General features: G+C 68.3%; 13 protein-coding genes. 5 read left to right on the plus strand and 8 right to left on the minus strand.

Annotation, left to right across the window (positions count from 1 at the left end):
• Positions 1–199: 199 nt before the first annotated feature.
• The 4 genes from lpdA to ACO6VK_RS10935 all read right to left on the minus strand — a co-directional run bounded on the left by lpdA (position 200) and on the right by ACO6VK_RS10935 (position 4,826).
• The gene (gene lpdA, locus ACO6VK_RS10920; RefSeq protein ID WP_422507036.1) at positions 200–2,008 is read right to left on the minus strand and encodes a dihydrolipoyl dehydrogenase; all 1,809 of its coding nucleotides are present in this window, start codon (positions 2,006–2,008) and stop codon (positions 200–202) included.
• Between the two features lie 17 nt (positions 2,009–2,025).
• Entirely contained in the window at positions 2,026–2,652 is a 627-nt protein-coding gene (locus tag ACO6VK_RS10925; RefSeq protein ID WP_422507038.1) for a hypothetical protein, read from the minus strand.
• Between the two features lie 44 nt (positions 2,653–2,696).
• Entirely contained in the window at positions 2,697–4,094 is a 1,398-nt protein-coding gene (gene aceF / locus ACO6VK_RS10930) for a dihydrolipoyllysine-residue acetyltransferase (protein ID WP_422507040.1), read from the minus strand.
• Between the two features lie 210 nt (positions 4,095–4,304).
• Entirely contained in the window at positions 4,305–4,826 is a 522-nt protein-coding gene (locus ACO6VK_RS10935) for a DNA-deoxyinosine glycosylase (RefSeq protein ID WP_422507042.1), read from the minus strand.
• Between the two features lie 191 nt (positions 4,827–5,017).
• Here ACO6VK_RS10935 and ACO6VK_RS10940 point away from each other — a divergent pair, with 191 nt between their 5' ends.
• From ACO6VK_RS10940 to glpK, 3 genes are all read left to right on the plus strand, one after another.
• Positions 5,018–5,653, plus strand: a complete 636-nt coding sequence (locus tag ACO6VK_RS10940) for an OmpW/AlkL family protein (RefSeq protein WP_422507044.1) — start codon at positions 5,018–5,020, stop codon at positions 5,651–5,653.
• A gap of 142 nt (positions 5,654–5,795) precedes the next feature.
• On the plus strand, positions 5,796–7,289 hold the full coding sequence (gene glpD / locus ACO6VK_RS10945) for a glycerol-3-phosphate dehydrogenase (protein WP_422507046.1): 1,494 nt from the start codon (positions 5,796–5,798) through the stop codon (positions 7,287–7,289).
• Positions 7,290–7,336: 47 nt separating this feature from the next.
• Positions 7,337–8,845 (plus strand): glycerol kinase GlpK, encoded by a 1,509-nt coding sequence (gene glpK, locus ACO6VK_RS10950; protein ID WP_422507048.1) that lies wholly within the window; start codon positions 7,337–7,339, stop codon positions 8,843–8,845.
• Between the two features lie 39 nt (positions 8,846–8,884).
• Here the strand turns inward: glpK and ACO6VK_RS10955 are convergent, their stop codons facing one another.
• Together ACO6VK_RS10955 and ACO6VK_RS10960 are read right to left on the minus strand one after the other, a co-directional pair.
• Positions 8,885–9,679, minus strand: coding sequence for a MetQ/NlpA family ABC transporter substrate-binding protein (locus tag ACO6VK_RS10955; RefSeq protein WP_422507050.1), 795 nt, complete (start codon positions 9,677–9,679; stop codon positions 8,885–8,887).
• A gap of 131 nt (positions 9,680–9,810) precedes the next feature.
• Positions 9,811–10,776, minus strand: a complete 966-nt coding sequence (locus tag ACO6VK_RS10960; protein ID WP_411852246.1) for a helix-turn-helix transcriptional regulator — start codon at positions 10,774–10,776, stop codon at positions 9,811–9,813.
• Positions 10,777–10,864: 88 nt separating this feature from the next.
• Here ACO6VK_RS10960 and ACO6VK_RS10965 point away from each other — a divergent pair, with 88 nt between their 5' ends.
• Complete coding sequence (locus ACO6VK_RS10965; RefSeq protein WP_422507052.1) at positions 10,865–11,488, plus strand: hypothetical protein; 624 nt, start codon at positions 10,865–10,867, stop codon at positions 11,486–11,488.
• 117 nt (positions 11,489–11,605) lie between these two features.
• On the plus strand, positions 11,606–12,382 hold the full coding sequence (locus ACO6VK_RS10970; RefSeq protein ID WP_411852248.1) for a DUF481 domain-containing protein: 777 nt from the start codon (positions 11,606–11,608) through the stop codon (positions 12,380–12,382).
• Positions 12,383–12,467: 85 nt separating this feature from the next.
• Here ACO6VK_RS10970 and hemC read toward each other — a convergent pair whose 3' ends face one another.
• Positions 12,468–13,379, minus strand: coding sequence for a hydroxymethylbilane synthase (gene hemC / locus ACO6VK_RS10975; protein ID WP_422507055.1), 912 nt, complete (start codon positions 13,377–13,379; stop codon positions 12,468–12,470).
• Positions 13,380–13,440: 61 nt separating this feature from the next.
• The gene (locus ACO6VK_RS10980) at positions 13,441–14,169 is read right to left on the minus strand and encodes a LytR/AlgR family response regulator transcription factor (protein ID WP_422507057.1); all 729 of its coding nucleotides are present in this window, start codon (positions 14,167–14,169) and stop codon (positions 13,441–13,443) included.
• Between the last annotated feature and the right edge of the window lie 6 nt (positions 14,170–14,175).

Here is a 14,175-nt window from a genome sequence, read left to right on the forward strand (position 1 = left end):
CATGGATGCCGCCCACGAGCCCCCAGGGATGGGTTCACGGCGTGCCCCGGCATGGGCTGCCCGGTGCGCGTCCACGCAGCATCGGAGGCGCCGCGCAGTTGCCGTTGCCGTTGCCGTTGCTGCAGGGATTGAACAGAAAAACCCGGCTTTCGCCGGGTTTTCTGTTGAATCCGCGTCACCACCAACGGTGGTGGGCGACTTACTTCTTCTTGGGCATGTACAGATCGGTGATCGTGCCGTCGTAGATTTCCGCAGCCATTGCCACCGATTCGCTCAGCGTCGGATGCGCGTGGATGGTGTGGCCGATGTCCTCGGCCTCCGCACCCATCTCGATCGCCAGACCGATCTCGGCCAGCAGGTCACCGGCGTGCACGCCGACGATCGCGCCACCGATGATGCGGTGGGTTTCTTCGTCGAAGATCAGCTTGGTGAAGCCTTCGGTACGGCCGATGCCGATCGCGCGGCCGCTGGCGGCCCACGGGAACTTGGCCACGCCTACCTTCAACCCCTTGGCCTTCGCCTCGGTCTCGGTCACGCCGACCCACGCGATTTCCGGGTTGGTGTAGGCCACCGACGGAATCACCCGCGCCACCCACTCCTTCTTCTCGCCTGCCGCCACTTCGGCCGCCAGCTTGCCTTCGTGCGTGGCCTTGTGGGCCAGCATCGGGTTGCCGACGATGTCGCCGATGGCAAAGATGTGCGGCACATTGGTGCGCATCTGGCGATCGGCGGGGATGAAGCCGCGGTCGGTCACCTGCACGCCGGCCTTCTCGGCATCGATCTTCTTTCCGTTCGGCGAACGGCCCACCGCCACCAGCACGCGGTCGAAGGTAGTGGCTTCCAGGCCCGGCTTTTCGCCTTCCACCGCAGCTTCGAAGGACACGGTGATACCGGCCTTGTCCGCCTTGACGTCGGTCGCCTTGGTCTTCAGGTGCACCACGATGCCCTGCTTCTTCAGGCGGTCCGCCAGCGGCTTGACCAGATCCTTGTCGGCGCCCGGCATCAGCTGGTCCATGAACTCGACCACGGTCACTTCACTGCCCAGCGCGCCGTACACCGTCGCCATTTCCAGGCCGATGATGCCGCCACCGACCACCAGCAGCTTGCCCGGCACCTCGGCCAGTTCCAGCGCATCGGTGGAGTCCATGACGCGCTTGTCGTCCCACGGGAAGTTCGGCAGCTTCACCGCCTGCGAACCGGCCGCGATGATGCACTGCTCGAAGCGCAGCAGCTGGGTCTTGCCGTCGTCGCCGACGATCTCCAGCTCATTGGCCGACACGAACTTCGCCAGGCCCTGCACCGTGCGCACCTTGCGCTGCTTGGCCATGCCTGCCAGGCCCTTGGTCAGCTGCGTGACCACTTTTTCCTTGTAGCCGCGCAGCTTGTCCAGGGTGATGGTCGGCTTGCCGAATTCAACGCCGAAGTCACCGGCGTGGGCCACTTCGTCGATCACCGCGGCGGCATGCAGCAGCGCCTTGGAGGGAATGCAGCCCACGTTGAGGCAGACGCCGCCGAGGCTGGCGTAACGCTCGACCAGCACGGTGTCCACACCCAGGTCGGCCGAACGGAAGGCCGCGGTATAACCGCCCGGGCCTGCGCCCAGCACCACCATTTTGCACTCGATGTCGGCCGGCTTGCCCGAGGACAGCGCCGGCTGCGGCGCGGCCGGTTCGGCCGGGGCGCGGTGCGACGGGGTCACCGGCGGCTTGCTGGCCGGGGCGGCCGGGGCGGGTGCCGCAGCGGCGGCCGGGGCAGCCGGGGCAGCAGCGCCTTCGGCCTCCAGCACCACCACCACGTCGCCTTCGGACAGCGAGTCACCCAGCTTGACCTTGATTTCCTTGACCACGCCAGCGGCCGAGGACGGCACTTCCAGCGTGGCCTTGTCCGATTCCAGCGTGACCAGGCCCTGGTCCTTCTTCACCGTGTCGCCCACCGCGACCAGCAGTTCGATTACCGGCACATCGCTGTAATCGCCGATGTCGGGAACCTTGATTTCAATAGCGGCCATTCGTGTTCTCCTGGTGCTCAGCCGGCGTTGCCGCCGAGCAGTTGCTGCAGTTCGTCGAGCGACTCGTCCAGATCCTGCCAGCGACGGTCGAGCTTCTTTTCCTTGGTGTCGCTGGCTTCGATCAGCAGCGCCACCTGTTTCATGATCATCCTGCCGGCGCCGCACTCCGGGCGCGTGCCGCTGTAACGTTCGCCATCGACCATGAAGGACAGCACTTCGCCATCCAGCACGGGCGCCTTGCGATCGGCCGGCACGCCGGCGTCCAGCGCGGCCTTCCAGCTGCGCATCAGGCGCTGCGCCAGCGCCGCCGGGATCCGCACCTGGTACTGGTCCGGCTCCTGGTCCACGCGCAGCTCCAGGCCACCCTGGCGCGCACTGTTGTTCCAGTTGTACACGCGCTTGTCGGCACGGCTGTAGCGCAGGGTCCATTCCTGCTCATCGGTACCGGGCAGCAGCGCCACACCGGTTTCGACCCCGCTCTTGGGCAGGGTCACCAGCGACAGCGCGGGCTGCGCCTTGCCATCGAACAGCGTTTCAACCGCCTGGCCGTAGTTGCCTACGGCCGGCGGCCAGCCCCGACCGAGGTCGGAGCTGCAGCCGGCTGCGCCTGCCTGTGCCGCCGGCAGGAGCGCCAGCAGCGCCATCGCATGGAGCCGGACTCTGCCCGGCTGCAATGCCAGGCCTTGCCTCACAGCAGCACGCGCCGCATGTCGGCCAGCACCTGCGACAGGTAGGTGGTGAAGCGGGCGGCCAGCGCACCGTCGATGACGCGGTGGTCGTAGCTCAGCGACAGCGGCAGCATCAGCTTCGGTGCGAATTCCTTGCCGTTCCAGACCGGCTGGATCGACGACTTGGACACGCCCAGGATGGCCACTTCCGGTGCATTGACGATCGGGGTGAACGCCGTGCCGCCAATGCCGCCCAGCGAGCTGATCGAGAAGCAGCCACCGCTCATGTCGGCCGGGCCGAGCTTGCCGTCGCGTGCCTTCTTGGCCAGTTCGCCGGATTCCTGCGCGATCTGCACCACGCCCTTCTTGTCCACATCGCGGATCACCGGCACCACCAACCCGCTCGGGGTGTCGGCGGCGAAACCGATGTTGAAGTACTTCTTCAGGGTCAGGTTCTCGCCGCTGGCATCCAGCGAGGCGTTGAACTCCGGGAACTTCTTCAGCGCCGCGGCGCTGGCCTTGACCAGGAAGGCGAGCATGGTCAGCTTGATGCCGGCCTTCTCGTTTTCCTTGTTGAGGGCCACGCGCAGGGCTTCCAGCTCGGTGATGTCGGCCTGCTCGAACTGGGTGACGTGCGGAATCATCGCCCAGTTGCGGGCCAGGTTGGCACCGGAAATCTTCTTGATCCGCGACAGCGGCTGGACTTCGACCTCGCCAAACTTGGCAAAGTCGACCTTCGGCCAGGGCAGCAGGTTCAGCCCACCGCCCGCGGCGACGGAACCGCCTGCCGCCGGCACGCCGCCGGTCAGCGCGGACTTGACGAACTTCTGCACGTCGCCCTTGGTGATGCGGCCGCCCTTCTCGGTGCCGGTCAGCTGGTTCAGGTCGACGCCCAGCTCACGGGCGAACACGCGCACCGCCGGGGAGGCATACGGGACCTTCTGCGGCAGCACGCTGTCGGCGCTGAACTGCACCGGCGGGCTGCTCGGGGCGCCGGCCGACGGCGCGGCGGCGGCCGGGGCGGGCTGGGTCGGCTTGGCCGCAGCCTGCTCGATCTCGCGCTCGGCCAGCTTGTCCGGCTGCGCCGGGGCGGCGACCGGCTCGACCTTGGTCGCGGTCTCGGCAGCGGCCGGGGCAGCAGCAGCGGCAGCGGCCGGCTTGGCCTCGGCCTCGCCTTCGGCCACTTCGATCAGGGCCACGACCTTGCCCTCGGAGAGGTTGTCGCCGACCTTGACCTTGATCTCCTTGACCACGCCGGCCACCGAGGACGGCACTTCCATCGTGGCCTTGTCCGACTCCAGCGTCACCAGACCCTGGTCTTTCTTGACGGTATCACCAACGGCGACAAGCACCTCGATTACCGGGATATCGCTGTAGTCACCGATATCGGGGACAAGTGCTTCCTTGATTTCGGCCATGGGGATAACTCCGGCAATCTGGTGTAGGGAATCCTCTATTGTGGGGGCAGGAGGCGCTAGCGCCAACCTGCTTGTGGCAATTTCAATGCCCCTGTCCCGGGACAGGCTGTTTCAGCGCGCGTTACATGCACCGCTGACGCGCGTGGGCGGGCGTCCAGTCGGTGCCGTATTGTCCGCACTGTCCCCGCGCTCCTACCGGCCAACGCCCCTTCAGCGGGCCAGTGCCGCCGCCAACGGCGCCCACGCCACCTGCAGGCGCGGCAACGGCCAGGACGCATTGGCCGGGCTGGTCGAGGGCAGCGACCACACCGGCAGCGCCCGTGCCTGCGGCGACAGCGACGGGACGATGTGCCGCAGGAAGGCGCGGCGCGCCGTGCCGCCGTTGCAGGCGATCGCGCGCAGCGCGGGCAGCGTGTCGATCAGTGCCGGCAGCGCATTGGCCACTTCACTGCCACGCACGATCGACGCATCCAGGCTGCCGGCGCGCTCGCAGCGGCCGATCACATCCCACACACCCACGCCTGCGGCCAGCAGTGCCTCCATCCGCACGGCATAGGGCTGCGTCGCATCGATGCCACACAACGCCGCCATCAGCGGCCAGAACCGGTTGCGCGGATGCGCGTAGTACTGCGCCGCCTGCAATGAGGCGATGCCGGGCATGGAACCGAGCACGAGTACGCGAACATGCGCATCCACCTGCGCAGGGAGCCCTTGGCATTGCATGTTGTTCATCACTCCACGTGCAACTGCATGAATATCCACGGTCGCATGATCGCCCGTGTGCGCAACAGTTTCGCGCTGCCCGCTGAACGGAACAAACCAATTTTTAACGCGCGTCGGATGCGATTCATGTTTCGGGGACTACGTTTGGCCCACCCCGAAACAAGGGGTCCAGAACAAAAAAACACCGAGGAGATTCCCCCATGCGCTCCATCCGCACCCTGACCCTGGCAACCCTGACCGCGCTGGCCTTTGCACCGGCCGCATTCGCGCAGGACACCACCACCACCGACACCGCCTCGGGCAAGCATTTTGCCGTGGTTGGCGGCGTCTCGCTGCTGCAGCCGAAGAACGATCCGCTCGACGGCGTGCGCAAGGTGGATGGCGGCCCGGCACCGACGCTGAGCTTCAGCTACTACATCAACGACAACTGGGCCGTGGAACTGTGGGGCGCCGCCGACAAGTTCGATCACCGCGTGCGTGGCACCGATGGCGCGCGTCTGGGCACCGTCGAGCAGCAGCCGATCGCGCTGAGCGGCCAGTACCACTTCGGCCAGGCCGACAACGTGTTCCGTCCGTTCGTGGGCGTGGGCTACTACGAGTCGAACTTCAGCAATGAAAAGCTGGTCAGCGATGCCGGCCACATCGGTCTGGACACCGCCAAGGGCGCCATCGGCACCGTCGGCGTGGACATGAACATCAACAGCACCTGGTTCGCCCGTGCCGATGCGCGCTACATGCATTCGCGCCCGGAGCTGACCGTCAACGGCGACGGCACCGGCGACAAGGCCAAGCTGGACCCGTGGACCGTGGGCTTCGGCATCGGCGCGCGCTTCTAAGCCACGCTCTGCTTCAAGGTACGTTCGCAACGGGCCCTCAGGGGCCCGTTGTCGTTTCCGGCCTACCCACTTTCATCGTGTCTTGTCCGGCCGTGATCGACACTGCCGGCACGGACCCACCCGGGTCCACCACGGGAAACCGATGAGCGATACCTTCGACGTGCTGGTGGTGGGCGGCGGCATCAACGGCGCCGGCATCGCGCGTGACGCCGCCGGACGCGGGCTGTCGGTCTGCCTGTGCGAGCAGGACGACCTCGCCGCGCATACCTCCAGCGCCAGCACCAAGCTCATCCACGGCGGCCTGCGCTACCTGCGCAACGGCGAGTTCGGGCTGGTGCGCAAGGCCCTCAACGAACGCGAAACGGTCCGCCGGCTGGCCCCGCACCTGGTTCGCCCCACCACGTTCGTGCTGCCGCACGCATCGCTGCTGCGGCCGGCCTGGGTGGTGCGCACCGGCTTGTGGCTGTACGACCACCTCGGCCAGACCACGACCCACTTTCCGCGGTCGCGACGCCTGCGGCTGGCCACCGATGTGGCGGGCGCGGCGCTGCAGACCCAGTACCGCACCGGCTTCAGTTATTCCGATGCACGCGTGGACGATGCGCGCCTGGTGGTCCTCAATGCCCTGGACGCGCACGAGCGTGGCGCCCGCATCCAGGTGCGCACGCGCTGCGAGCAGCTGATCCGCCACCGCGACCACTGGTGGGCGGTGCTGCGCGACGCCCGCGGCGATGTGCAGCGCATCCGCGCGCAGTGCGTGATCAATGCCGCCGGGCCGTGGGCCGGCCAGCTGCTGGAGCGTGCGGGTCTGGACGCCCCCATCGGCCTGCGCCTGGTACAGGGCAGCCACCTGGTGGTGCCGCGCCTGTTCGCGCACGACAACGCCTATGTGTTCCAGCAGCCGGACCAGCGCATCGTGTTCGCCATCCCCTACGAACACGACTTCACCCTGATCGGCACCACCGATACCGACTACGACGGCGACCCCGCCCAGGTGCGCCCGCGCGATGACGAGCAGGCCTACCTGCTGGCGGCGGTGAACCGCTACCTGCGCGCCCCGGTGCGGGCCGAGGACATCGTGTGGCGCTTCAGCGGCGTGCGTCCGCTGCTTGCCGACCATCACCACGATGCGTCCAGGGTCACCCGCGACTATCGCCTGGACCTGGACACCGGCGGCGCGCCGCTGCTCAGCGTGCTGGGCGGCAAGCTCACCACCTATCGCGCCCTGGCCGAGGAAGCGCTGGACCGGCTCGTCCCGCACCTGCCGCACGCCGGGCCGGCGTGGACCGCACACGGCGCGGTGTTGCCCGGCGGCGATGGCGGTGATGGCGACGCGGTTGCCGCGCGCCTGCAGCAGTCCCATCCGCAGCTGCCGGCGGCGTTGCTGCAGCGTCTTGCCGGCAGCTACGGCACCCGTGCCGCGCGCCTGCTGGACGGCGCGCAGTCGCTGGATGCGCTGGGCCAGGACCACGGCGGCGGGCTGACCCAGCGCGAGCTGGACTACCTGGTCAACCACGAGTGGGCCCGCACCGCCGAGGACGTGCTGTGGCGACGCACGCACCTGGGGCTGCACCTGCAGCCGGCACAGTGCGACGCGCTGGCCGCGCACCTGCAGGCGCGCACGGCGATGGCGTAGGCTGGGCGGGTCGCCGCGGTGTGCGGGGGCTTGCCAGGGAGTCAGTGATGGACAAGCAGTACGTGCTCGCGATCGACCAGGGCACCACCAGTTCGCGCGCGATCCTGTTCGACCGCAACGGCCGCATGGCCGGGCGTGCCCAGCGCGAGTTCACCCAGCTGTTCCCCGAGCCGGGCTGGGTGGAACACGACCCGCGCGAGATCCTGACCAGTGTCTACACCACGATCACCGAGCTGTTGAACCGCCAGCAGATCGATCCGCGCCACATCGCCGCCATCGGCATCACCAACCAGCGCGAGACCACCGTGGTGTGGGACAAGGCCACCGGGCAACCGATCCACAATGCGATCGTGTGGCAGTCGCGGCAGAGCCACCCGCTGTGCGAGCGGCTCAAGGCCGAGGGCCATGAACCGCTGATCCGGCAACGCACCGGGCTGGTGATCGACGCGTACTTCTCGGCCACCAAGATCCGCTGGATCCTTGACCATGTCCCCGGTGCGCAGGCGCGCGCCGAGCGCGGTGAGCTGCTGTTCGGCACCATCGACACCTGGCTGGTCTGGAACCTCAGTGGCGGCCAGGCGCATGTCACCGATCCGAGCAATGCCGCACGCACCCTGCTGTTCGATATCCACGCGCGTCGCTGGGACGATGCGCTGCTGGCGCTGTTCAATATTCCGCGCGCGATGCTGCCCGAGGTGCGCAGCTCCAGCGAGGTCTACGCCACCACCCGGTCGCAGTTTTTCTTCGACCAGCACATCCCCATTGCCGGCATCGCCGGCGACCAGCAGGCCGCGCTGTTCGGCCAGGCCTGCTTCGAGCCGGGCATGGCCAAGAACACCTATGGCACAGGCTGTTTCATGCTGATGAATACCGGCGACACGGCGGTGGAATCGCGCAACGGGCTGCTGACCACGCTGGCCTGGGGCATCGACGGCCGGGCCGAGTACGCGCTGGAGGGCTCGATCTTCGTCGCCGGTTCGGTCGTGCAGTGGCTGCGCGACGGATTGCGCATGTTCGGCAAATCCAGCGACTGCCAGGCCTATGCCGAGCGCGCCGAGGACAACGGCGGCGTGTACCTGGTGCCGGCCTTCGTCGGGCTGGGCGCGCCGTACTGGCGCAGCGATGTGCGCGGGGCGATGTTCGGCCTGACCCGTGGCACCACCAAAGAGCATTTCATCCGTGCGGCAGTGGAGTCGATGGCGTACCAGACCCGCGACGTGCTGGCGGCGATGCAGGCCGACGCCGGCATCGAGCTGAAGGAACTGCGCGCCGACGGCGGCGCGATCGCCAACGACTTCATGGCGCAGTTCCAGAGCGACCTCCTCGGCGTGCCGGTACTGCGCCCGCAGGTGGCCGAAACCACCGCGCTGGGCGCGGCCTATCTCGCCGGGTTGGCGACCGGTTTCTGGACCAGCCGCGCACAGATCGCCGACCAGTGGGCCGTGGACCGCCGCTTCCAGCCGCAGATGGCGGCGGAGCGCCGCGAGGCGCTGTATGCCGGCTGGCAGCAGGCGGTGGAAGCAACGATGGGCTTCCGGGTCACCGCGCCGCTGTAGTGCCGGCCGTTGGCCGGCCCTCTCCCTCACCCACCGGCATCAGAACGCCGGCAGCACCGCGCCCTTGTACTTCTCGGCGATGAAGGCCTTCACTTCCGGGCTGGTCAGTGCCTTGGCCAGCTTCTGCACCCGCGCATCGTCCTTGTTGTCCGGACGCGCGACCAGGAAGTTCACGTACGGCGACTCCTTGCTTTCGATCGCCAGCGCGTCCTGGGTCGGGTTGAGCCCGGCATCCAGCGCGTAATTGGTGTTGATCAGGGCCAGGTCGACCTGGTCGAGCACACGCGGCAGCATCGCCGAATCCAGCTCGCGGAACTTGAGCTGCTTCGGGTTGGCGATGATGTCGCGCTGGGTGGCCAGGGCGTTGGTCGGATCCTTCAGGGTGATCAGGCCGGCCTTGTGCAGCAGGATCAGCGCGCGGCTGTTGTTGCTGGGATCGTTGGGAATCACTACGTCCGCACCGGTGGGCACCTCGTCGAGCGTCTTGAAGCGGCGCGAGTAGGCGCCGAACGGCTCGATGTGCACGCCGATCACCTTGACCAGGTCGGTCTTGCGGTCGCGGTTGTAGGCATCCAGGTAGGGCTCGGTCTGGAAGTAGTTGACGTCCACCTGCTTCTGCACGAGCTGGTCGTTGGGCTGCACGTAGTCGTTGAACACGCGCACGTCCAGTTCCAGCCCTTCCTTGGCCAGGATCGGCTTGACCTGGGCCAGGATCTCGGCGTGCGGAACGGCGGTGGCGGCCACCACCAGCTTCTGCGCATCGCCGCCGGATTTACCGCAGGCGGCCAGGGCCAGCGACGCGGCCAGCAGCGGGAGCAACAGGTACTTTTTCATGGGGGGACGATCCGGGGGCTGCGATAGCCCTCAACCATACCGCAGGCGCCGGCCACACGGGTACCGGGTCCACATGACGGTGAGGCATGAGCGGCGGCCGCCCCGGGCGGGTGCGACGGCCGCAGGTGGCCTTACTCGTAGTTGCTCAGGGCCAGCGCGAGCAGGGCCTTGGCCTGTTCGCGCAGCACCGTAGGCTCGATGATCTCGGCATCCGAGCCGTAGTGCAGCACGTCCATCAGCAGCTCGCGGGAGACGCTGTACGGCACCTTCAGTTCGTAGCGGCCATCCGGCAGGAACCGGCCCTGCTGCTTGGAATGCCAGTGTTCGTCGGCCACCCAGCGCGCCGCCTTGGCGCTGAACACGATGGTGGCCCAGCCCTTGGGGGCGCCGGAGAAGATGCCGTAGCTCGCCCCGAGCTGCTCGTCCAGCTCGCTGTCGTCCACGTCGCGGGCCACGGTATCGACCACCCGCGCCTTGTAGATGCGGTCCACGGCGAAGCTGCGCAGGCCCTCGCGCCCGTGGTCCCAGGCATCCAGGTACCAGTTGTCGCGGTAGTGGGTCATGCGCTGCGGGGAGACGGTGCGCTTGGTGGCTTCGTCGGTGGAGCGGGCGCGGTACTCGAACGCCAGCTGCTTGCGTTCCAGCACTGCCGAGGCCACCGCACGGAAGCTGGCCTCGTCGAATTTGCGGCCGCGGTGCGGAATCACCCGCACCCGGTCCACCGGCCAGGTCGACACCCCGGCCTGCGCGGCCAACAGGCCCTCGATGCGCTGCTGCAGGGGCGCCAGCACCGAGGACAACACGCCGCCGCCGGTACGCGCCAGCAGGTGCTGGGAGGCCAGCAGCGCGTGCAGTTCTTCGGAGCTGAGCCACAACCCGGGCAGCTCGAAGCGGTCGCTTTCATCGGCCTGGTAGCGGAAGCCGGCCTCGCCGTCGCCCTCCACCGGGGCCATCAGCGCATCGCGCAGGAAGGCCAGGTCGCGATACACCGTGGCGCGGGAACACGCCAGTTTCTCCTGCAGCGTCGCCACCGTCACCGGGTAGCGGGCGGACTTGAGCAGGCGATGCAGGGCGTTGATGCGTTCATATCGGTCCATGAGCCGATTATGTCCGAGTCGCCGTCGTTGTGGCGGCATCCACGGCATCTTCGGCTATCGTGGTGCCCCCTGCCCGGCCGCCCCCACCATGTCGTCGCCCGTCCTGCGCCTGTTCCCCGTCGCCCTGCTCGCCCTGCTGCTGGGGGGATGCGACCGCACCGCCGAGCCGGCCGCCCCCGCCCCATCGCTGGCCGCACCGGTACCGGCGGCCGATCCGGCCGGCGAGGTGCTCGCCGCCAGCCGCCGGTTCGGTCAGCTGCGCAGCTTCCAGGCCCGCATGCAGATGCAGGGGCCACGCGCACTGGAGGCGCGGATGGACTTTGTCGCACCGGACCGGTATCGCCTGACCACCGACGCGGGTGCGCAGACCATCATCGGCGACACCTTCTTCCTGCAGCGCGATGGCGAGGTCCGCCAGGTACCGGTGCCCCCGGGGCTGCTGGCGCAGTGGCGCAATCCGCTGCCGCCCGATCTGGCACCGGCGCAGCTGCAGGTGGAGGCAATGGGGAACGACCGCATCGACGGCCAGGTCGCGCGCAAGTACCGCGTCCGCCATGCCACCGCAGCGCCGGACGGCATGCTGTACTGGATCAACGCGCAGGGGCTGCCGGTGCGCATCCAGCGCCAAGGACAGACCCAGGGACAGGCCTTCGACATCACCGTGTCGTACGCGCGCTTCGACGATCCGACCCTGCGCGTCGATCTACCCTGAACAGGCGGAAAGGCCGAACGTCTGCTAAAGCCGGGGCACGGGCGCAGATGTCGCGCTGAACGCTTCAAGTATCATCACCGGCCTGTCCCTCCCCCTGTCCGATCCGGAGAACCGTTGATGTCCCTGCGCGTCTCGTTGCTTGTTCCCCTGCTGCTCTGCGCCCCGGTGGCCTGGGCGGAAGACGTTTCCGAGCTGGCCGCGATGACCTCGCCCTGGAGCGGCAGCGGCGGCGAACTGGGCTTTGCCTCGGCCCGCGGCAACAGCAACACCGAGAGCGCCAACGGTCGCCTGCGCCTGCGCTACACCGATGACGACTGGGTGCACAGCATGGACCTGTTCGGCCTGCGCTCGCGCTCGGAGTACACCGAAACCAACGATGACGGCAGCACCGTGCGCCGCCGCAACACCACCGCCAACCGCTACACCGGCAGTGCCGGCAGCGCGCTGCAGCTGGGCGAACACCGCCAGCTCACCGCCACCGTGCGTTACGAGCGCGACGACTTCGCCACCTACGACCGCCAGAGCTCGTTCGGTCTCGGTTACGGTACCCGCGTGGTGGACAGCGACCGCTTCTACATCGACGCGCAGATCGGCCCCGGTGTGCGCCGCACGCACAATACCGAGAACGATGAAACCCGCACCGGCCTGATCGGCCGCGGCCTGTTCGACGTCAAGTACACGCTGACCCCCAATACCGACCTGGTCAACACGCTGCTGGTCGAGTCGGGCTCGTACAACACCTTCGGCCAGAACGATTTCGGCGTGTCGGTCAGCATGAACGAGCACCTGGCGCTGAAGGCCGGCTGGCAGGCCCGTTACAACAGCGACGTCGCCGAAGACAAGCGCAAGACCGACACGCTGACCACCATGAACGTGGTCTACAAGTTCAAATAACCGGCGCGAAGCGCACCGCAACGTAGCGCCGGCCTCTGGCCTGCGCTTCTGTCCGCGGCAGGTACCGACCGTTGGTCGGTACGCGCTAGACCGCGAGGAGTTCGCCCGCGCCGCCGTCCAGCAGCCCCTGTGCCACCGCTTTTCCGAGTGCGTCCGGGTCGCTGCCCGGGCCGCGCGCTTCGGCGCGGATCAGGCGGCCATCGGCCACGCCGCCGACCAGCCCCTGCAGGAACAGGTCCTCGCCATCCCATTGTGCGAAGCCGGCCACCGGCACATGGCAGCTGCCGTGCAGCGCTCGGTTCATCGCACGCTCGGCCTCCACGCAGGCGCGGGTGCGGGCATCGTCCAGCGCGGCGAACAGCGCCATCACCTGCGCATCCTCGCCATTGCATTCCACCGTGACCGCGCCCTGCGCCGGGGCCGGCAGCCACGCCGGTGCGGCGAGCCGGGCCACGATCCGCCCGCCCAGGCCCAACCGCTCCAGCCCGGCCACGGCCAGCACGATCGCGTCGTAGCCGCCGTTGTCGAGCTTGGCCAGGCGGGTATTGACGTTGCCGCGCAGGTCCAGCAGTTCCAGGTCCGGACGCAGCGCGCGCAGCTGCGCCTGGCGGCGCAGCGAGGAAGTCCCCACGCGCGCACCGATCGGCAGGGCCTCGAGCGAGGCGTACAGGTTGGAGATGAAGCCGTCGGCCGGATCATGACGGGTCAGCATCGCCGGCAGCGCGAACGGCGCGTCCAGTTCCATCGGCACGTCCTTGAGCGAATGCACCGCGCAGTCGGCCTCACCGCGCAGCATCGCCAGCTCCAGTTCCTTGAGGAACAGGCCCTTGCCGCCGATGGCGGCCAGCGAGCGGTCCAGCACCTCATCGCCGCGCGTGCTCATCGGCACCAGCACCACGTCCAGGCCGGGATGCGCCTGGCGCAGGCGATCGGCGACATGTTCGCTCTGCCACAGGGCAAGCGGGCTCTTTCGGGTGGCGATGCGCAGGGTCTTCATGGCGCCATTATGTCAAAGCCGGCCATGCGTACCGACCCACGGCCGGTACGCCGTTGCGGCATCACAGGTGTTTGAGGTCCTGCTTGATGCTGGCCACGCAGCGGCGGCTCACTTCCAGCGGCTGCTTGCCGTGGCGGAGCACGGCCTGCACCTGGCCGGCGCCGTTGCGGCGCAGCTCCATCAGTTCATGGCGGGCGACCAGGCAGTTGCGGTGGATGCGCACGAAGCGCGTGGTGAACTCCTCCTCCAGCGACTTCAGCGACTCCTCGATCAGGTCCTCGCCGCGTGCGTGGTGGACCACCACGTACTTTTCCTCGGCCTGCAGGTAGTGGATGTCGTCGATCGGGATCAGCCGCAGGCTGCCGCGCAGTCGCGCGCACAGCAGGGTACGGGCCTGCTGGCTGGCTGCCACGGGTTGGCCGCCGCGGCCGGCCAGGAAGGTACGTGCGCGTTCCAGCGCGGCGGCCAGCCGCTCGGGGCGCACCGGCTTCATCAGGTAGTCGATGGCGGCCGCCTCGAACGCGGACAGCGCGTGCGCGTCGTAGGCGGTACAGAACACCACCGCCGGGCGCGGATCGAAGGTGGCCAGGTGGCGGGCCGCTTCCAGCCCGTCCAGCCCCGGCATGGCGATGTCCAGCAGCACCAGGTCCGGCTGCAGGTCGGCGCAGGCATGCAGGGCCTGTTCGCCGTTCTCCGCCTCGGCCACGACCTCGACCCCGGCCTGTTCGGCCAGCAGTGACCGCAGCCGTTCGCGGGCCAACGGTTCGTCGTCGGCGATGACCACTTTCAAGACAGC

It is taken from the genome of Stenotrophomonas sp. GZD-301, assembly GCF_049310345.1.
Classification (GTDB): domain Bacteria; phylum Pseudomonadota; class Gammaproteobacteria; order Xanthomonadales; family Xanthomonadaceae; genus Stenotrophomonas.

Coding starts and splice junctions, on each gene's coding strand:
- ACO6VK_RS10935 (WP_422507042.1), bottom strand. CDS start 4,826: ATGAACAACATGCAATGCCAAGGGCTCCCTGCGCAGGTGGATGCGCAT.
- ACO6VK_RS10955 (WP_422507050.1), bottom strand. CDS start 9,679: ATGAAAAAGTACCTGTTGCTCCCGCTGCTGGCCGCGTCGCTGGCCCTG.
- glpD (WP_422507046.1), top strand. CDS start 5,796: ATGAGCGATACCTTCGACGTGCTGGTGGTGGGCGGCGGCATCAACGGC.
- hemC (WP_422507055.1), bottom strand. CDS start 13,379: ATGAAGACCCTGCGCATCGCCACCCGAAAGAGCCCGCTTGCCCTGTGG.
- ACO6VK_RS10925 (WP_422507038.1), bottom strand. CDS start 2,652: ATGGCGCTGCTGGCGCTCCTGCCGGCGGCACAGGCAGGCGCAGCCGGC.
- ACO6VK_RS10940 (WP_422507044.1), top strand. CDS start 5,018: ATGCGCTCCATCCGCACCCTGACCCTGGCAACCCTGACCGCGCTGGCC.
- ACO6VK_RS10970 (WP_411852248.1), top strand. CDS start 11,606: ATGTCCCTGCGCGTCTCGTTGCTTGTTCCCCTGCTGCTCTGCGCCCCG.
- lpdA (WP_422507036.1), bottom strand. CDS start 2,008: ATGGCCGCTATTGAAATCAAGGTTCCCGACATCGGCGATTACAGCGAT.
- ACO6VK_RS10965 (WP_422507052.1), top strand. CDS start 10,865: ATGTCGTCGCCCGTCCTGCGCCTGTTCCCCGTCGCCCTGCTCGCCCTG.
- ACO6VK_RS10960 (WP_411852246.1), bottom strand. CDS start 10,776: ATGGACCGATATGAACGCATCAACGCCCTGCATCGCCTGCTCAAGTCC.
- glpK (WP_422507048.1), top strand. CDS start 7,337: ATGGACAAGCAGTACGTGCTCGCGATCGACCAGGGCACCACCAGTTCG.
- aceF (WP_422507040.1), bottom strand. CDS start 4,094: ATGGCCGAAATCAAGGAAGCACTTGTCCCCGATATCGGTGACTACAGC.